This window comes from Lysobacter tyrosinilyticus (assembly GCF_054779815.1).
Window position 1 is genome coordinate 25,353 of sequence record NZ_BAAGXN010000006.1, and the last position, 16,994, is coordinate 42,346.

Annotated in this window: 16 protein-coding genes; 6 read left to right on the forward strand and 10 right to left on the reverse strand. The window is 64.8% G+C overall.

The features are described 5' to 3' along the window. Positions 1 to 166 precede the first annotated feature (166 nt). Both ACYVGK_RS13710 and ACYVGK_RS13715 read left to right on the forward strand, forming a co-directional pair. Entirely contained in the window at positions 167 to 2,221 is a 2,055-nt protein-coding gene (locus ACYVGK_RS13710) for a M13 family metallopeptidase (protein WP_460734637.1), read from the forward strand. 2 nt (positions 2,222 to 2,223) lie between these two features. After that, on the forward strand, positions 2,224 to 2,649 hold the full coding sequence (locus ACYVGK_RS13715; RefSeq protein WP_460734638.1) for a hypothetical protein: 426 nt from the start codon (positions 2,224 to 2,226) through the stop codon (positions 2,647 to 2,649). 59 nt (positions 2,650 to 2,708) lie between these two features. Here the strand turns inward: ACYVGK_RS13715 and ACYVGK_RS13720 are convergent, their stop codons facing one another. After that, positions 2,709 to 3,365 (reverse strand): rhomboid family intramembrane serine protease, encoded by a 657-nt coding sequence (locus ACYVGK_RS13720; protein WP_460734640.1) that lies wholly within the window; start codon positions 3,363 to 3,365, stop codon positions 2,709 to 2,711. A gap of 86 nt (positions 3,366 to 3,451) precedes the next feature. Further along, complete coding sequence (locus ACYVGK_RS13725; RefSeq protein ID WP_460734642.1) at positions 3,452 to 3,853, reverse strand: MGMT family protein; 402 nt, start codon at positions 3,851 to 3,853, stop codon at positions 3,452 to 3,454. A 70-nt stretch (positions 3,854 to 3,923) separates the two neighbouring features. Between ACYVGK_RS13725 and ACYVGK_RS13730 the strand changes: the two genes are divergently transcribed. Beyond that, the gene (locus ACYVGK_RS13730; protein ID WP_460734644.1) at positions 3,924 to 4,334 is read left to right on the forward strand and encodes a type III secretion system chaperone family protein; all 411 of its coding nucleotides are present in this window, start codon (positions 3,924 to 3,926) and stop codon (positions 4,332 to 4,334) included. Positions 4,335 to 4,403: 69 nt separating this feature from the next. Here ACYVGK_RS13730 and ACYVGK_RS13735 read toward each other — a convergent pair whose 3' ends face one another. Both ACYVGK_RS13735 and ACYVGK_RS13740 read right to left on the reverse strand, forming a co-directional pair. Further along, positions 4,404 to 5,525, reverse strand: coding sequence for an inorganic phosphate transporter (locus ACYVGK_RS13735; RefSeq protein WP_460734645.1), 1,122 nt, complete (start codon positions 5,523 to 5,525; stop codon positions 4,404 to 4,406). 133 nt (positions 5,526 to 5,658) lie between these two features. Further along, a complete protein-coding gene (locus tag ACYVGK_RS13740; RefSeq protein ID WP_460734646.1) occupies positions 5,659 to 6,285 on the reverse strand; it encodes a DUF47 domain-containing protein in 627 nt (208 codons plus the stop codon). Between the two features lie 303 nt (positions 6,286 to 6,588). Between ACYVGK_RS13740 and ACYVGK_RS13745 the strand changes: the two genes are divergently transcribed. Together ACYVGK_RS13745 and ACYVGK_RS13750 are read left to right on the forward strand one after the other, a co-directional pair. After that, positions 6,589 to 7,920 (forward strand): hemolysin family protein, encoded by a 1,332-nt coding sequence (locus tag ACYVGK_RS13745; protein WP_460734647.1) that lies wholly within the window; start codon positions 6,589 to 6,591, stop codon positions 7,918 to 7,920. Then, a complete protein-coding gene (locus tag ACYVGK_RS13750; RefSeq protein ID WP_460734648.1) occupies positions 7,904 to 8,542 on the forward strand; it encodes an exopolysaccharide biosynthesis protein in 639 nt (212 codons plus the stop codon). Before ACYVGK_RS13745 ends, ACYVGK_RS13750 begins: the two co-directional genes overlap by 17 nt. Before the next feature lie 89 nt (positions 8,543 to 8,631). On the opposite strand, the gene ACYVGK_RS13755 is transcribed toward ACYVGK_RS13750, so the two are convergent. The 3 genes from ACYVGK_RS13755 to ACYVGK_RS13765 form a co-directional block, all read right to left on the reverse strand. After that, positions 8,632 to 10,779, reverse strand: coding sequence for a putative bifunctional diguanylate cyclase/phosphodiesterase (locus ACYVGK_RS13755; RefSeq protein ID WP_460734650.1), 2,148 nt, complete (start codon positions 10,777 to 10,779; stop codon positions 8,632 to 8,634). Between the two features lie 12 nt (positions 10,780 to 10,791). Then, entirely contained in the window at positions 10,792 to 11,667 is an 876-nt protein-coding gene (locus tag ACYVGK_RS13760) for a phosphate/phosphite/phosphonate ABC transporter substrate-binding protein (RefSeq protein ID WP_460734652.1), read from the reverse strand. Between the two features lie 148 nt (positions 11,668 to 11,815). Beyond that, positions 11,816 to 12,568, reverse strand: coding sequence for an RNA methyltransferase (locus tag ACYVGK_RS13765; RefSeq protein ID WP_460734949.1), 753 nt, complete (start codon positions 12,566 to 12,568; stop codon positions 11,816 to 11,818). Between the two features lie 157 nt (positions 12,569 to 12,725). Here ACYVGK_RS13765 and ACYVGK_RS13770 point away from each other — a divergent pair, with 157 nt between their 5' ends. After that, positions 12,726 to 13,544: an inositol monophosphatase family protein gene (locus tag ACYVGK_RS13770; RefSeq protein WP_460734654.1), complete on the forward strand. Its 819-nt coding sequence runs from the start codon at positions 12,726 to 12,728 to the stop codon at positions 13,542 to 13,544. A gap of 196 nt (positions 13,545 to 13,740) precedes the next feature. Here ACYVGK_RS13770 and secF read toward each other — a convergent pair whose 3' ends face one another. Genes secF through yajC form a run of 3 tightly spaced genes read right to left on the reverse strand, consistent with a single transcriptional unit; the run spans position 13,741 to position 16,970 of the window. Next, positions 13,741 to 14,688, reverse strand: coding sequence for a protein translocase subunit SecF (gene secF, locus ACYVGK_RS13775; RefSeq protein WP_460734656.1), 948 nt, complete (start codon positions 14,686 to 14,688; stop codon positions 13,741 to 13,743). Positions 14,689 to 14,704: 16 nt separating this feature from the next. Then, the gene (gene secD, locus ACYVGK_RS13780; RefSeq protein WP_460734658.1) at positions 14,705 to 16,573 is read right to left on the reverse strand and encodes a protein translocase subunit SecD; all 1,869 of its coding nucleotides are present in this window, start codon (positions 16,571 to 16,573) and stop codon (positions 14,705 to 14,707) included. A 58-nt stretch (positions 16,574 to 16,631) separates the two neighbouring features. Then, positions 16,632 to 16,970, reverse strand: a complete 339-nt coding sequence (yajC, locus tag ACYVGK_RS13785) for a preprotein translocase subunit YajC (RefSeq protein ID WP_460734660.1) — start codon at positions 16,968 to 16,970, stop codon at positions 16,632 to 16,634. Between the last annotated feature and the right edge of the window lie 24 nt (positions 16,971 to 16,994).

Below are 16,994 nucleotides of genomic sequence, written 5' to 3' on the forward strand. Positions count from 1 at the left end.
CACCCCTTGCGGGTGGCTGATCCGAAGGCCCGGCACCTCGTCGTCCGGGCCTTCTCTTTTGCGTCGCGCAACGGCTTATCAGCGCGACGACCCGCTTCACGCGGGTGACCATGGCATTCGCAGTCCCCTTGTTACACTCGGGCGTCCCCTGACACGGAAGCCCGCGATGTCCCACATCCGACCGGTTGCCTGCGCCGTTGCGCTCACCCTGCTTGCGGCAGTCGCCACGCCTGCCGACGCCGCGAAGAAGAAAGCCAGCAAAGCCAGGACATCGTCCGCTACGGGCAACAATGCTTGCTCCGATTTCTACAGTTATGCGAACGGCGCCTGGCTGAAGGCCAATCCTCTGCCGCCTGGTGTCGCATCTCTGTCGGCGATGGATCAACTCGGCGACCGCGCGAGGCAGCAGCAGATCGACTTGCTCGATGCGGCCATGACCGCACCGCAAGGCAACGTGCAGAAGCTGCTTGGCGACTTCTGGGCAAGTGGTCTGGACGAAGCCGCGGTGGAACGCGATGGTGCCAATCCGATCGCGCCGCTGCTGGCCCGTATCAATGCGATCAGGAAGTCAGGCGATGTTTCTGCTTCGATCGCGGCGCTGCATCAGGTCGGCATCCCGGTAGTCTTCAATTTCGGCGCGGATGTCGATCTCAATGATCTCAACCGGCATATCGGCTACTTCAGCCAGGACGGATTGGGACTGCCGGATCCGGCGTATTACACGCGCACCGATCCCGACACGCGCAAGCTGCTCGGCCTCTACAACGGCTACGTGCAGAAAATCCTGATCCTGACCGGCACTCCGACGAACAAAGCCGCCGCCGAAGCCCAGCAGGTGATCGATCTGGAAACGCGCATCGCGCAGTCGAGCAAACCGCTGCTCGACCTGCGTAACCCGCGCGCAAATTACGCACCGATGCCCGTGGCCAACCTGGCCAAGTCCTATCGCAAGCTGCAGCTGACCGAATTCCTGAAAGCCCAAGGCATTAACGACGACGCGGTATCGATTGCGAATCCGCAGTTGTTCGCCCAGCTCGACAGCCTGGTCGGCTCGCTCAAGCCGGCGCAGTGGAAGATCTATCTGCGCTGGCGCGTCGGCGATGCAATGGCGCCCTATCTGGCCAAGCCCTGGCGCGACACCAGCTTCGATTTCCGTGGGCGTGTGCTGGCAGGGCAACTCATGCCACTGTCGCGCCAACAGCAGGTGCTCGATGCAATCGACCTCGCGGCGGGTCCCATGTTGGGTCGCGAGTACGTAGCCCGTTATCTCCTGCCAGGCACCCGCTCGCGTGCCGAAGACATCGCCACGCAGGTACGCCACGCGATCGAGGCGGCCGTCGTCAGCGATCCGCGGCTGGGAATGCAGGCCAAAGCCGAAGCGTCGGCAAAGCTCGCGGCATTGAAGATCGAAATCGGCGCGCCAAATCGCGATCTCGACTACAGCGTGCAGCCAATGGGACGCGGGAGCTTCGGCGGCAACATGTTGATCGCTTCGACCTGGCGTCATCGCGAGGAGATGCGGCGTATCGGTCGCGGCAACGCCGACCGTCGCTGGGACGTGCTGCCGCAGCAACCAGCCCTCGCCTACGACATCGCCGGGAATCGCCTGGTCGTCACCGCTGCGGTGCTGCAGGCGCCGGTCCTCGACCCGAGCGCCGACATCGCCACGCAATACGGCACGTTTGGCGCACTGGTCGGTCGCGAACTGAGCCATGCAATCGACAACAAAGGGCGACTGGTCGATGCCAAAGGCGAACTGCGCGACTGGTGGACACCGGTCGAAGCCGGCGCTTGGGAAGCCCTCGGCAATCGCTTCGCTGGCCAATACAGCGGCTACACCGACGCCGTGTTGGGCGCGAAGCTCACTGGCGCGCAGGTGCGCGACGTGGCGATTGCCGATCAAGCCGGCCTGGAGTTGGCTTGGAACGCACTCAACACCGCGCAACCCGCAGCCAGCAAGGAGGCGCGCCAGGCATTCTTTACCGGTTGGGCACGCCTATGGCCGCAACAGCTGACCCGGGAAGCCGCGTCGCAGCGCGCGGCCAGCACCGTGTATGCACCCGGCCAATGGCGCGCAAACGGGCCCCTGTTGAATCTCGCCGGCTTCGGCGAGGTGTTTGCCTGTAAAGCCGGTGCCACGATGCAGGCCAAGGCAGAGCAGCGCACCGTGCTGTGGCCGGCGATGAACCCGCTGTCGTCCGCTCCCGCCAGGAAGAAGTGATCATGCCCAAGGCATTCCACTCACCGATCCGACGCCAGCAACTGCACGGCGCGCTCATGCGAAGGGCCATGATCGCTTGCCTGCTGCTGCCCTTCGCGGCACAGGCTTACCAAGCGCAGCCGACGGTCAAGCAGAAGGCAGTCGCACCCGCACGCGCAGCCCTGCCAGCGCAGGCGCGCGAGCGTCACATCATCCAGACGGTTACAACGCCCGTATCCGCAAATCTGGTATGTCTGGGCTCGAAGTCGTCGACCCTACCCGAGTCCCGACATGGCCTGGGATGTCGGGAGACCCCAAAACTGATCTGGCAGTCCCAAGGCTGCCCGAGCAACATCGGCTGCTGCGATGTTCCCGGAAACCCATCCGGCTCCTGCCTAGTCACGTCCCCGCGTTCCACCGATACCGTGCGCGGCAACGGCATCTACTGACGCAACAAGGGAACAAACAAAAAAACGGCGCGGAAATCCGCGCCGTTCTTGCATACGAATTAGCGAACCACCCGCATTCGTGGCGTACGGCGACGTCGGCCAAACGGCGGTTTGCCGCTCCAGTAACGGATCAGCAACCAGCCGAACAACATGCCGCCCAGATGCGCGAAATGCGCCACGCCGGGTTGCCAGCCGTTCAAACCGAATAACAGCTCCGCCAGCGCATACATGACGACCAGGGTGCGCGCCTTCATCGGGATGGGCGGGAACAGCAGCATGACTCGCTGATTCGGAAACAACATGCCGTACGCCAGCAGCAAGCCGAAGATGCCACCGGATGCACCCAGCGTCGGGTAGGCCTCGCCACCCTGCGACAACGTCCACCAGCCCACGAGCAGCTGACATAGCGCAGCGCCGACAACGCACACGAGGTAGTAATTCAGAAACCGCTTCTGACCCCAGACGTACTCGACCTGCGATCCGAACATCGCCAGCGTGAGCATGTTGAAGGCCAGGTGCATGAAGTTGCCATGCAGGAAGCCGTAGGTCAGCAGCTGCCACGGCATGAACCCGTAAGCGAATGGATTGCCGTCGATACCGATCGGCCACAGCATCAGCGCGCTGAAGGACTCGTCGCGGAACAGCGACTGCAGCAAAAACATCAGGCCGTTGGCGATCAACAGGCCCTTGGTCACAGGGGGGAGTCGGGAGAACATCGCAACACCTCGGGGGATGCCACATGGTAACGGCATTGGCACCGCTTCCCCCGACCAACGGGTAACCGGGCACCACCCCTGCCCCGTCAACGCTGGGGCGCGCGCTTTCTCGCAACCTTCGTAGCCTTGCGTGGCGACTTCGCTGCCGGCGGCGCGCCCCAGATCTCGGCGTCGAGCGCTTCCTCCGCCGTCACCGCCGCACGCAGGCCACGTACGCGACCGTTCTCGACGGTCACGCCTTCACTGCGCAACCGGACACTCTGCTCACGCCAGCCTTCCGAGCCTTCGGGAAATGCGATGCGCCCGTCCGAGCGCAACACGCGATGCCACGGCAGCTTGCGGTCCTCGTTCTGGCTGAGCAGGCGCGCCACGAGTCGGGCGCGTCCCGGCAGGCCAGCCCGGCGCGCGACTTCGCCGTATCCGGCCACCTGCCCTTTGGGGATGGCGCGAATCGCGGCAAGAATGCGTTTGGTCGTGTCCATGTCCATCGCGGTAGCATAGCCTCGATGTCGCAGACCGCCGTCCGGCAATCCGGAGGGCACCAGCAAGGAGTTACAAGTGCGCAACTTCGAATCCATCCGCCGCCACGTCAAAACCTCGGGCTACAGCGCGACCTTGCATGAAGAGGACGTGATCTGCATCGAGCTGTCGCTGGAAAAGGGCGCGCGGCACCAGTCGATCTTCCTGTCGGAGCTCGACGACGATGACGGCCGCCCCTACCTTCGGGTGAGCACCGCGATCGCGCCGACCACGGGAATGGACCCGAAGCGTGCGCTGGCCTTCAACTGGCAGAGCGTGGTCGGCTACCTCGCCATCGGCGATCTCGATGGCGTGCCGCACCTCCAGCTGGTGGAGAACCGGCCGTATGAAGGCCTGGATGGTTCCGAGGTCGACCGCCTGATCCTGGAAATCGGCGGGCTCGGCGACCGCATGGAGAAGCTGATGTCCGCCGGTGGCGACCTGTTCTGATCCGCACTCCTGGCATCAAGAAAAAGGCCCGCATCGCGGGCCTTTTTCATTGCATGCAGTACGCGACCGTTACGCCCAGCCGATCGCTTCGAACATCTTGAATAGCCCGTAGGCGACGCCGGCAGCGGCAGGAATGGTCAGGATCCAGGCCCACACGATGCGCTCGATTACGGTCAGCTTGAGCTTGCGCGGGTTCTTGCCGTAGCCCACGCCCATGATCGCGGTGGAGATGCTGTGCGTGGTCGAGACCGGCATGCCGAAGTGCGCCGCAGTCACCAGGATGGTGGCCGAAGCCGATTCCGCCGCGAAGCCATCGATCGGATGCAGCTTCACCATCTTGTGGCCCAGCGTCTTGATGATGCGCCAGCCGCCGGCGGCGGTACCGGCCGCCATCACCAGCGCGCAGGAGACCATGATCCAGCTGTCGATGGCCTTCTCACCGCCATCGGGATGCAGGAACGCCAGCCACGACGGCAGTCCGTCCAGCACGCCCGCGTTCTGCGCGCCGAAGATCGCCAGCGCGATGATGCCCATGGTCTTCTGCGCATCGTTGGTGCCGTGGGCGAAGCCCATGTAGCCGGCCGACAACAGCTGCGCCTTGCCGAAGAAGGCATTGACCCAGCGCGGCCGCGCGGCGCGCGCCAACACGCCGCCGAGACGCTTCATGCCGGCGATGATCGCGTACAGCAGCGCGAGGATCAGGAAGCCAAGCAGGAAGCCCGCCACCGGCGAACTCACCATCGGCACCAGCACCTTCCACAACAGGCCCTTGTTCGAGGTCCAGCCTTCATCGCCGGCCTTCGACCAGATCAGTGCCGCCCAGTTGTTGTGCGCGGCGGCCATCGCCGCGCCGCACAGTCCGCCGATCAGCGCGTGCGACGACGAGGAAGGCAGGCCGCGCCACCAGGTGATCAGGTTCCATACGATCGCACCGGCGAGCGCGCAGATGATCACTTGCGAAGTGACGTTGACCACGTCGGTGTTGATCAAGCCCGAGGAGATCGTCTTGGCAACGGCCGTCCCCCAGAACGCACCGACCAGATTCATCGCGGCGGCCAGGATCACGGCCTGGCCCGGCGACAGCACCTTGGTCGCCACCACCGTGGCGATCGAGTTTGCGGTGTCGTGGAATCCGTTGATGAACTCGAACAGCAGCGCCATCACGATGACGACGAACAAGAGGGTCAGCATGAATTGCCCTTTCTCAAAATTTCACGCAGCCATCCATGGCGAGACAGTGCCGCTTCGGATGGTCCGGCCCCGCCGTCCTGGCGGGGCGTTCGCAGCGAGCGCGCCAGTGGCGCGCAAGCATCGCTGCTCACCCTCAGCTGTTCTTCAGTACGATTTCGTACGCCACGACACCGGCCTCGCGGCAGCGGTCGATGGCCTTTTCCAGGATCTCGAAGAATTCCTTCAGCAGGAACATCTGCAGATGGTCGAGCTTGCCGGAATAGATGTCGCGATACAGCTCGAGCATCAGGCGATCGGCTTCCATCTCGATCGAGCGCAGCTGGTCGTTGAGCGTCTTCATGCGCTCGAGCTTCATGTCGCGCAGCTCGTGGACCATCTTCACCACCACGCCGGCCGCCTGCTCCAGCATCGCCGCGCGCGGCGCGAAGTCGATGCCTTCAAGGTGGGTGATGGCGAGCGAGTAGCGGTCGGCGAACTTCTCGACCTGCTTGGGGATCTTGTACAGCGCGGTACCCAGCGATTCGATGTCCTCGCGCTCGATCGGGGTGATGAAGCTGTTGACCAGCTCCTGGCTGATCTTGTCCGAGGCTTCGCGTTCGCGCTGGCGCGCCAGCTTGAAGGCATCCAGCGACGGCGAGCGCTGGGTGTCCTTGAGCATCCCGTGCAGGGCCTTCGTGCTGTCGTGCGCAGCATTCGCCGCTGCTTCGAGCAGCGTATAGAACTGCATGCCTTGGCCGAAAATGGTTTGCAGGGAGAACATGCGGAAGCCTCGTCGGGTAGACGGAATAAGAAAGGGGGCCGGAACGGCGGGCGCGATTATGACCGCTCGGTGACGGTTTCGGCCATTCCCTGACCTGAGGTGGTCGCCTTGTGCGCCTCCGTCCAGGTCCCCATTACACCATGGGCGCCTTGCCAGGGCTGTCCCCGGCCGCCTGTTAACATTCCCCGCCCTCCGAGCCACCCCGACAATGGACGACGACCCAAAACCGCAGTTTCCGGCACCGGCCAGCCTGGCCCCGACCGTGCGCGCCAGCGCTGATCCCTACTCCATGGACCGGCCCGGATGCTGCATTTCCTGATCGTCCTCGCCCTGATCCTGTTCAACGCCTTCTTCGCGATGTCGGAGATGGCGGTGATGACCTCCCGCAAGAGCCGGCTCAAGCAGATGGCCCAGGGCAGTCGTCGTGCCGCCAAGGCGCTGGAGTTGTCCGAGCACCCGGAAAGCTTCCTCTCGGCGGTGCAGCTGTGGATCTCGTTGCTGAGCCTGCTGATCGGCTACTTCGGTGGCGAGTCCATGGGCGACGAGATCGCCAAGCCGCTGCGCAATGTGCCTCTGTTGGCCCCCTACGCCGGCCAGATCGGCTTTGCCGGTGGCTTCCTGCTGATGCTGTTCGCGTTCGGCCTCATAGGCGAACTGGTGCCCAAGCGCATCGGCACCCTGCGTTCCGAGCAGATCGCGGCCGCCGTGGCGTATCCGATGGACTTCTTCGCCAAAGTGGCCAAGCCGTTCGTCATGGCGCTGACGTGGTGTACGCGCACCGTCATGCGCCTGCTGGGCCTGAGCACCGGCAATGACGAGCGTGTCACTGAAGAAGAAATCCGCCTGCTGGTGAGTGAAAGCCACGAACAGGGCGTGATCGACGCCGACGAGCGCAAGATGATGAATCGCGTGCTCAGCCTGGGCGACCGCACCGCCGAGAGTCTGATGACACCGCGCGTGCGCATCGCCTGGCTCGACGCCGCGGCCAGCCTCGAGGAAAACCTCGCGGCCATGCGCGAGCACGCCTATTCGCGCTACCCGGTCTATCGCGACAGCGACAGCGATGTGATGGGCGTGCTCGAGGTGAAGACGCTGCTCGATACCATCGGCCAAGCCGATCCCGACCTGTTCGGTGAGTTGCGCGAGCCGCTGTTCGTCTCCGAATCCACGCACGCGTTGAAGCTCTTGGAAATCTTCCGCGAAGAGCAGCAGTCCTTCGCGTTGGTCGTCGACGAGTACGGTGACGTCGCCGGACTGGTGACGCTCAATGACCTGATGGGCGCCGTAATGGGCCGCATCTACGACAGCGCGGGGCTTTCCGACGAAGACGCCGGCCACGAGCCGGTAGTGGAGCGCGCGGATGGCTCGTTCCTGCTCGATGGCGCGTTGCCGGCAGAGGATCTGCGCGAGCTGATCGGGGGCGGTCGGCTGCCGGGCGAGGACGAGCACGATTTCCATACCGCGGCCGGCATGGTGATCGCGCACTACGGGCGCATTCCGCACGTCGGCGAGAACTTCGCATGGGCCAGCTGGCGCATTGAAGTGATCGACCTCGACGGCCCGCGCATCGACAAACTGCTCCTGCAGCGCGAAGTCACGGAAGCAGACAGCGACGACGATGACACCACCGCCTGATCGCGGCCCGCGGGTCGAAGCGCCCGAAGCCAGCACGCGCGTGCTGCTCGACCGGTTTGCACAGGGCGATCCCGCGGAAGTCATCCGTCTGCACGACGTGCTGGAGGGACTGGAGGAACGCGCGTTCGGGATGCTGCTGTTCCTCTCGATCCCGGTCGCTTTCATCCCCGGTGTCGCCGGCGTCGTCAGCGGACCGCTGGTGATCCTGGTCGGCGTGCAGCTGCTGTTTGGGCGCAACGAACCCTGGCTGCCAAAGTTCCTGGGCCGGCGTGGTCCTCACCGCCATGCGATGGCTACGTTCCGCAACCGAATCGGCCCATGGTTGGCGCGGCTGGAACGGGTGGTGAAGCCACGCACGGATGTGCTGCTCGATCATCCGATCGCCAGCGCCTTCACCGGCCTCAACCTGATCCTGCTCGGCCTGCTGCTGTCGTTGCCGATTCCCTTCACCAATGTGCTGTTCGCGTTGCTGCTGTTGCTGTTCGCGCTGGCGTTGCTCGAACGCGACGGCCGACTACTGGCGGGGGCCTGGGTTGCCAGTGCGGCAGCCATCGCCGTCGTGGGCATGCTGTCAGGCAGTCTCGCGGCCGCGGCCACGCATTGGCTTGATCTGCTTTCGTAGGCTGGCTTGGGTTATCAACCCAGCGCCCAAATCCACGCTGCTGGGTTGGTGAAGCCAACCCGGCCTTGCCAGCTACGAATGCTTCCGCATTACGCGGACACAGCGCCCAGCAGCTTCGTGAACTCCGCCGTCGGCACCGGATGGCCGAGCAGATAGCCTTGGGCGAGATCGCAGTCGCGTTCGCGCAACAGGTCGTACTGGCCTTCGCGCTCCACGCCCTCGGCGATGACGATGATGCCGAGCGAGTGCGCCATCGCGATGATCGCCGTAGTCAGCGCGAGGTCATCCGGATCCCGCAGGATGTCGGCGATGAAGCTGCGGTCGATCTTCACACCGTCGATCGGCACGCGCCTCAGGTGACTCAGGCCGGAGAAACCGGTACCGAAGTCGTCCAGCCACACCTGCACGCCGGTATTGCGCAACTGCGACAACAGCGCGCTGGCGAGCGACTCGTCACCCAGCACCGCGGTTTCGGTCAGCTCCAGGTGCAGCTGCTTCGGATTCAACCCGGTGTCGTGCAGTACTTTCGCCACGATCTGTGGCAAGTCGCCGCTGCGCAACTGACGTGGCGACAGATTCACCGACACGAACAGTGGCTCGAGGTCGCCGCGCTGTGAACTCCAGCGCACGGCATCGTGGCAGGCCGCGCGCAGCACCTGCGGCCCTAACGTTTCGATCAGGCCGCTCTGTTCGGCCACATCGATGAAGACCGAAGGCGCGATGGTGCCGTGCTCGGGATGTTGCCAGCGCAGCAGCGCTTCGGCACCCAGCAGTGCATTGTCGGCGACGCGATAGACCGGCTGGTAGACCAGGCTCAGCTCACCGCGGTCCCAGGCCCCACGCAGCTCGTGTTCGAGGTGCACGCGCCGCTCCACCGCCTGGTCCATTGCGCGGCTGTAGAAGCGGTAGCAATTCTTGCCGGCGACCTTCGCCTGGTACATGGCGATGTCGCCGTTCTTCATCAGCGCGTTGGCGCCGGCCGCATCCTGCGGGAACAGGGTGATGCCGATCGACGTGCCGAGGAACACTTGGCGATTGTGCACCGTGATCGGCAGTCCCAGCTCGGTGACCAGCGCTTCAGCCAGGCGGCTGGCGACTTCGCGCGCGTCCTGGCCGGTCTGCGCGTCGGGCTCCACCAGGATGACGAACTCGTCGCCACCGAAGCGCGCCAGCGCCGCACCTTCACCACCGATGCGCCGGACGGTCTCGCGAATGCGCTGCGCGAACTGCAGCAGTACTTCGTCGCCGGCGTCATGGCCGAGGGTGTCGTTGACGCGCTTGAAGTCGTCGATATCGGCAAACAACAGCGCCAGTTGACGGCCGGCACCCTGCATCTGCAACAGACGCTCGTCGAGGGTCTCGCGGAAGGCGAGTCGGTTGGCGAGACTGGTAAGCGCGTCGGTGTAGGCCATGCGCCGGATCTCGCGATCGTGGCGCGCCACCGAGGTGCTCATGCGGTTGAAGGCGCGCAGCAGGTCGCCGACTTCGTCGTTGCGATTGCTGACGGGCGTACGCGCCGCTTCGAAATGGCCCAGTTCGATCGAGTGCGCCGCGTCGGCCAGTTGTCGGATCGGGCGCACCAGCGAGCGCTGGATCAGGACCAGCATCAGCACGCCCAGCCCGAACAAGCCGGCGCTGAGCACGATGACCCATAGCAGCTGGCGGCGTCCGAGTTCATTGAGTCGCGAACGCAACTCGCCGACGGCCGCGTCCTGGTCGTTGCGCAATCCGCGCAGGTCGAAACCGACGCGCACGCCGCCGATGCGTTCATTGCCGATCATGATCGGCGCGGCGACGTCCATCAGGTCTTCGCCGAACTGGGTCAACAGTTGCGGCGCGGCGACGGCCTGGCCCGCCATGGCGTCGTCCATGCGCTTGCCGTAGCTCGGGATCTCCTCGCTGCCGTCGTGCAGGATGTTGCCCTCGGCGTCATAGACCAGCACGTAGCGGATGCCCGGCTGGTTAAGCGCCGAGCGACCAAGCACGCCGATGGCATCCAGGTCGAAGTAGTACAGCGGATTAGCCAGCGACTCCGACAGCTGCGTCACCATGCCTTCGCCCTGGCGACGCAGGCTCGCACTGACGATGCGCTCCATGCTGTCGCGGGTAACGGTCTCCACTTCGCCCTGCATGCGGGTCTGACGACTCCACAGCAGCACCATCAGCCCCAGCACCACCAGCAGTGCGAGCGCCATCAGAGCGAGGAAGCGGGCCTGCAGCCCGTAGCGAAGATTCATCCGCGACGCACCTTATTCCACTTCGCTGCGAACACGGGCTACGCCGTCGGCGAGATCGTCGAGCGCGTGCTGCGAGCTGGCGTCCATCGGTAGGAATCGGGTGGTCTGGAAGAAGCCCTGCAGCGCATCGCGCGCGTTGGGGTCCTTGGCGGCGTCGCACAGCACCTTGCGCAGGCGCGCCTCGACCTTCGGATCCAGATCGTTGCGCACCAGTTCCAGCGCGCGCGGCACGCTGCCGGTTTCGCCGATCACGCGCAGGTCCGCGCGGAAGGCAGCCGGGACCCGGCGCGGATTGTTCCAGTCCAGGTTGCTCATCACGCCGACATCGACCAGGCGCTTGTGCACCCAGGTGGCGATATTGAGTTCGGACCGGGCGAAGACGTAACCGACCACGCTCGAGTTGAGCTTGTCGGTCGGCGACAACAGCAATTCCAGGGCATTGCCACGATGAAGCAATTCGGTCGCCGGCAGGAAGTAGGCGCTGGTGGACGTCGGGCGCTGGAACGCGACGCTGTGCCCGCGCAGATCATCCAGCGACTGGATCCCGCTGTCGGCGCGCGCGAAGAACACGGTGTGGTAATGGCTGGTGCCGTCGCGCTCGGTCAACAGCAGCGGCTTCGCGTCGGCGCGCTGCTTCAGCATCATGCCGGTGCCGGCGGTCTCGGTGACCCAATCGACGCGCCCGCGGCGCAGATAGCTGGCCATCTGCTGCGCATCCTTGGCCATGAGGATGCGGCCCTCGCGGATGCCCACGTCCTTCATCCGCGGCACGACGTAGTCGAGCAGCGACTTGAGCTGCTCGTAATGGGCCTTGGGGTCGTCGCTGATCCGCCCGAGCACCAGGACGCCCTGGTCGCCGGCCAGGGCCGGCAGGGGCAGCAGGAGCACGAAAGCCAACGCCAGGACGGCGAGACGTCGCAGAGGGGCGGTGAGGCAAGTGCTCAAACGAGTGAAACCTGCGTCAAGACGACCCGCAGACTAAAGCAAAAGCCGGGGGTAAGGAACTTGCCGAACTCCCACCCCGCCGGCCGGGGATTCAAGCGCCCTTCTCACCGGCGATCCGGGCCATCCGCTGCGCATCAGCCAGTACGCCGCGCAGGATCCGGACCTCACGGGGATCCGGCTGGGCCCGCAGGAACAGCCGGCGCAGCTTGCGCATCGCCGATTCGGGCGCCCTGCCCTTGTGGAAGTCGATCGCGTCCAGGGTATCGGCCAGTTGGGCGAAGAAGCCTTCCATTTCGGCGTGGGAAGCGGGAGATTCGCGCAGTTCCTCCTCGCCCTGCGGCGTCGCGCCGGCCAGCGCGGCCAGACGGATCTCGTAGCTAAGGACCTGCACGGCCATGGCCAAGTTGAGCGAGCTGTACTCGGGGTTGGCCGGGATGTGCACGGCTACATGGCACAGCTCGTATTCGTCATTGGTGAGACCGGTGCGCTCACGGCCGAAGACGACGGCGATCTCCCCGCCTGTGCCGGACTCGGCCACGGCGCGCGCCCCGGCGGCCCGCGGCTCCAGCTCCTCTAACTGGATGCGTCGGCTACGCGCGGTGCAGCCCAGAACCAGGCGGCAGTCGGCGACCGCCTCGGCCAGGGTCTCGTGGGTGACGGCGGCGGCCAGCACGTCGTCGGCACCGGCCGCGAGCGCGTAGGAGTCCGCGTCCGGGACGCGTTCGGGCGCCACCAGGACCAGCCGCGACAGGCCCATGGTCTTCATGGCGCGGGCGGCGGACCCGATGTTGCCGGGGTGTTGGGTGCCGACCAGGACAATGCGGATGCGGTCGGCGACGTTCATCTGTGGGGCGGCCATCGAAGGGCTGTTCGAATTACTGCTCATGGAATCGGTACTCATGCGCGGCAATGGTAAACTCCGCGCCCCCGGCCCCGACGCCGGGAACGCTCTTTCGCACCGCCAGCCCGTCCCCCGCCCTGATCAAGAGGCTCGTACCGCCATGCAGAAACCCGCCGTCACCCTCATGATCAAGGCCGCCCGCGCGGCCGGCAACGTCCTGCTGCGCAACATGCACAAGCTCGATGCGCTGAACGTGATCGAGAAGGACCGGCTGGACTACGCCAGCGAAGTCGACGGCCAGGCCGAAACCGTGATCGTCAAGGAGCTGCGCCGCGCCACCCCCGACTACGCCATCCTCGGCGAGGAAGGCGGCGCGTCGGGCTCGGGTCGCTTCACCTGGGTCATCGACCCGCTCGACGGCACCAGCAACTACCTGCGCGGCTTCCCGCACTTCTGCGTCTCGATCGCCCTGGTCGAAAACGGCGAACCGATCCATGGCGTGATCTTCGATCCACTGCGCAACGACCTGTTTACCGCCAGCCGCGGCAGCGGCGCGACCCTCAACGACAAGAAGATCCGCGTCGCCGAGCGCAAGGATCTCAACGGCGCGATGCTGGTCACCGGCTTCCCGCCGCGCGAACGCAAGAACGCCAGCGCCCAGCTCAAGTGCATCGACAACCTGCTGCTGGATGTCGAGGACATCCGCCGTACCGGCTCGGCTGCACTCGACCTGGCTTACGTGGCCTGCGGCCGCGCCGACGCCTACTTCGAGTCCGGCGTGAAGCCGTGGGACATCGCCGCTGGCGTGTTGATGGTGCGCGAAGCCGGCGGCAAGGTCGTCGACTACCGTGGCCGCTCCACCGGCCCCATGGATACCCGCGGCCTGATGGGTCGCCCGCTGGTGGCCGGCAACCTGAAGATCTGCGACGCGCTGCAGAACAAGATCGTGGTGACCGGTTACGCGAACGCGCTGGATTGATCGTTCTTTGTAGAGCGGAGCTTGCTCCGCTGCGCTTGCGTAGCGCCGAGCCTGCTCGGCGTCTCCACCGAAGCAGGGGCACCTCGCGGATCTACAGAAGCCAAAGCGGCAGAGCAAGATCCGCCCTACAAGCCAAGAAAAAGGCCGCGCAGTGCGCGGCCTTTTTTGTTGAAGCGAATGTTGCTGAAGAACCGGCTTACGGACGACGCGCCAGCGCCGCCTCGTCGCGCGCCTTCGGCATCAGGTCCTGCTTGGTCACGCCCAGCCACATCAGCAGCGGGCAGGCCACGAAGATCGAGGACAAGGTACCAATGATGATGCCGATGATCTGCGATTCGGCCATGCCGCGCAGCGACGCACCACCGTAGATGTACAACGCCAGCACGGTCAGGAAGGCCACGAACGAGGTGATCACCGTACGCGACAGCGTCTGGTTGATCGAGGCGTTCAGTACTTCCGACGGAGTGGCGCGCATCGAACGGAAGTTCTCGCGCACGCGGTCGAACACCACGATGGTGTCGTTGACCGAATAACCCATCACTGACAACGCACCGGCCAGGACAGTGAGATCGAACTCGTGCCCGCTCAGCGCGAACCAGCCCACCACGATCACCACGTCGTGCAGCGTGGTAATGATCGCGGCGACAGCAAACTTCCATTCGAAGCGGAACGAGATGTAGATCAGGAAGCCCAGGACCACGAATACCAGCGCCAGGATGCCGTTGTCGCGCAGCTCCTTGCCGACCTGGGCGCTGATCTCGGCGCTACTGCGCACCTCGGCCGGGTTGTCCGCAGTGGATGCGGCCTGCTTGACGTCCTGCGCGATGCTGGTCGTGGCGCTGCTGCCGCCTTCCTTCTTCTGCAGGCGCACCAGCAGGTCGGTACCGGTGCCGAAGCTCTGCACCTGCGCATTGTCGTAACCGGCAGCGGCCAGGCGCGAACGCACGCTCTCGACCTCGACCGGCTTGGCGAAGCGCAGCTCAACGCCCACGCCACCGGTGAAGTCCAGCGCGAAGTTGAAGCCATTGACCGCCATCGCACCGATCGCGGCGAACATCAGCAGCGCCGCGATGACCAGCGACACCACGCGTGCACGCATGAAGTGGATCGCGCTGTCGTACGGGAACACATTGAAAGGTTTCATCGAAAGTTTCCCCGACTCAGATCCAGATCGACTTCAGCTTGCGACGGCCACCGTAGATCAGCGTGGCGATGGCGCGCGAGACGGACACGGCCGTGTAGGCCGACGTGGCGATACCCAGCATGGTGGTGATACCAAAGCCGCGCAGCGGACCGGTACCGAACGCTGCCATGGCCAGACCCACCAGGAACGCGGTGACGTTGGCGTCGAGGATGGTGCCGGACGCGAGGTCATAACCGGTGGCGATCGCAGTCTGCGGTGGCAATCCCAACCGCAGCTCCTCGCGGATACGCTCGTTGATCAGCACGTTCGCGTCGACCGACATACCCACGGTCAGCGCAATGCCGGCCAGACCCGGCAGCGACATCGTCGCGCCGAAGAACGACATCAGCGCGAACACCATCACCAGGTTGAGCAGCAGCGCGATGCAGGTGATCACGCCGAACATGCGGTAGTAGACCAGGAAGAACACCAGCGCGAAGGCGAACGAGAACAGCACCGCCTTCAGGCCGCGTTCGACGTTCTCCTTACCCAGGCTCGGGCCGACCGTGCGCTCCTCCTCGAAGTCCATCGGCGCGGCGAGCGAACCGGACTTGAGCAGCTTCGAGAGATCGGCGGCTTCCTGCATGCTCAGACCGGTGGTCTGGAATTCGTTGCTGAAGACGCCCTGGATGGTGGCAACCGATACCACTTCCTCGCTGATGCGAGTGCTGCGCACTTCCTTGCCGTCGACGACCTTCACTTCCGGCAGGCGCTCGATGTACACCACCGCCATCGGCTTGCCGACGTTCTCGCTGGTGAAATCGAACATGCGCTGGCCGCCGGCGCTGTTCAGGCGCACCGACACGGTCGGCGTCCCGCTCTTCTGGTCGAAGCCGGTAGTCGCGCCCACCAGCTGGTCGCCCGAAGCGATCACGCGCTTGTTGAGCAGGATCGGAATCTGCTTGCCGTCGGGAGCGCGCTCACGACGGTAATAGACGCGCGCTTCCGGCGGGATGTTGCCGCTTTCGACGGCTTCGATCGGATTGCCTTCGACCACGGCGCGGTATTCCAGCGTGGCGGTCGCGCCGATCATGCGCTTGGCCTGCGCGGTGTCCTGCACGCCCGGCAGCTCGACCACGATGCGGTCGTTGCCCTGGCGCTGGATCACCGGCTCGGCGACGCCGAGCGAGTTGACGCGGTTGCGCAGGGTCGTGACGTTCTGCTCGATCGCGTCGGCGGCGTACTTCTGCAGTTCGGCCGGCGGCGCCTGAAGAACGATCTGATTGCCCTGCGCCTGCTGCTGCAGGGTCGGCTGGTTCTTGGTGATAAGGCCTGCTGCTGTACCGGCGGAAGTCGTGTCACGCAGCGTCACCGCGAGGCTGTTGTCGGGACGACGATCGACCGAGGTGTAGGCGATGTGGTTGTCGCGCAGCAGCACACGCAGGTCTTCGGCGGTGGCATCCAGCCGCTTCTCCAGCGCCGCCTTCTGGTCCACCTTCATCAGGAAGTGCACGCCGCCCTGCAGGTCGAGACCCTTGGACATGGGCCGCGCGCCGATCTGCTCCAGCCAGTCCGGCACGGTGGAGGCGATGTTGAGCGCGACGATGTAATCGCTGCCCAGCTGCGGACGCAGTGCGTCCGCCGTCTTCACCTGCAAGTCCGGATTGGTCAGGCGGACCAGCAGGTTGTTTTTCTTCTTGTCGATTTCAACCTGCTTGACGGCGATACCGGCCGTTTTCAGGCCATCTTCGACGCGCTTGCGCAGCGCTTCGTCGACGGGAGCACCGTGGTTGGCGGTGACCTGCACCGACGGATCCTGCGGAAACAGGTTCGGCACCGCATACACGGCACTCAGTAGCAGGACGATCAGGAAAGCGACGTATTTCCAGCGCGCGTAAGTCAGCATCGAAGAGATCCCGTGGCAGCTCCCCGGCCGCCAACTTGTAAAGCGTGGTGGCGGCGGTTTAGGCCGACTTCAAGGTGCCCTTGGGCAGGACATTGGCAACAGCACCCTTCTGGATACGGATGCGCACGTTGTCGGCGATTTCCACCGTGACGAAGTTCTCACCGATGTCGGTGACCACGCCGGCGATGCCGCCATTGGTCAGGACTTCGTCGCCCTTCGACAGCTTGTCGAGCATGGCGCGATGTTCCTTCTGCCGCTTCATCTGCGGGCGGATCATCAGGAAATACATGACCGCGATCAGGCCGATCATGGGCAGGAAGGTGATCAGGCCGCCGCCCTGCGACGGAGCCGCGGTCTGGGCGTAGGCAGGAGAGATCAGGAAGTCGAGCAGGTTCATCTAGGGACGTCCGGGAACGAAATA

Excerpts from the sequence above, each read along its gene's own strand:
- ACYVGK_RS13725 (WP_460734642.1), bottom strand. The coding sequence starts at position 3,853 with ATGGACATGGACACGACCAAACGCATTCTTGCCGCGATTCGCGCCATC.
- ACYVGK_RS13770 (WP_460734654.1), top strand. The coding sequence starts at position 12,726 with ATGCAGAAACCCGCCGTCACCCTCATGATCAAGGCCGCCCGCGCGGCC.
- ACYVGK_RS13765 (WP_460734949.1), bottom strand. The coding sequence starts at position 12,568 with ATGAACGTCGCCGACCGCATCCGCATTGTCCTGGTCGGCACCCAACAC.
- secD (WP_460734658.1), bottom strand. The coding sequence starts at position 16,573 with ATGCTGACTTACGCGCGCTGGAAATACGTCGCTTTCCTGATCGTCCTG.
- ACYVGK_RS13750 (WP_460734648.1), top strand. The coding sequence starts at position 7,904 with ATGACACCACCGCCTGATCGCGGCCCGCGGGTCGAAGCGCCCGAAGCC.
- ACYVGK_RS13710 (WP_460734637.1), top strand. The coding sequence starts at position 167 with ATGTCCCACATCCGACCGGTTGCCTGCGCCGTTGCGCTCACCCTGCTT.
- secF (WP_460734656.1), bottom strand. The coding sequence starts at position 14,688 with ATGAAACCTTTCAATGTGTTCCCGTACGACAGCGCGATCCACTTCATG.
- ACYVGK_RS13745 (WP_460734647.1), top strand. The coding sequence starts at position 6,589 with ATGCTGCATTTCCTGATCGTCCTCGCCCTGATCCTGTTCAACGCCTTC.
- ACYVGK_RS13740 (WP_460734646.1), bottom strand. The coding sequence starts at position 6,285 with ATGTTCTCCCTGCAAACCATTTTCGGCCAAGGCATGCAGTTCTATACG.
- ACYVGK_RS13735 (WP_460734645.1), bottom strand. The coding sequence starts at position 5,525 with ATGCTGACCCTCTTGTTCGTCGTCATCGTGATGGCGCTGCTGTTCGAG.
- ACYVGK_RS13715 (WP_460734638.1), top strand. The coding sequence starts at position 2,224 with ATGCCCAAGGCATTCCACTCACCGATCCGACGCCAGCAACTGCACGGC.
- ACYVGK_RS13755 (WP_460734650.1), bottom strand. The coding sequence starts at position 10,779 with ATGAATCTTCGCTACGGGCTGCAGGCCCGCTTCCTCGCTCTGATGGCG.
- yajC (WP_460734660.1), bottom strand. The coding sequence starts at position 16,970 with ATGAACCTGCTCGACTTCCTGATCTCTCCTGCCTACGCCCAGACCGCG.
- ACYVGK_RS13720 (WP_460734640.1), bottom strand. The coding sequence starts at position 3,365 with ATGTTCTCCCGACTCCCCCCTGTGACCAAGGGCCTGTTGATCGCCAAC.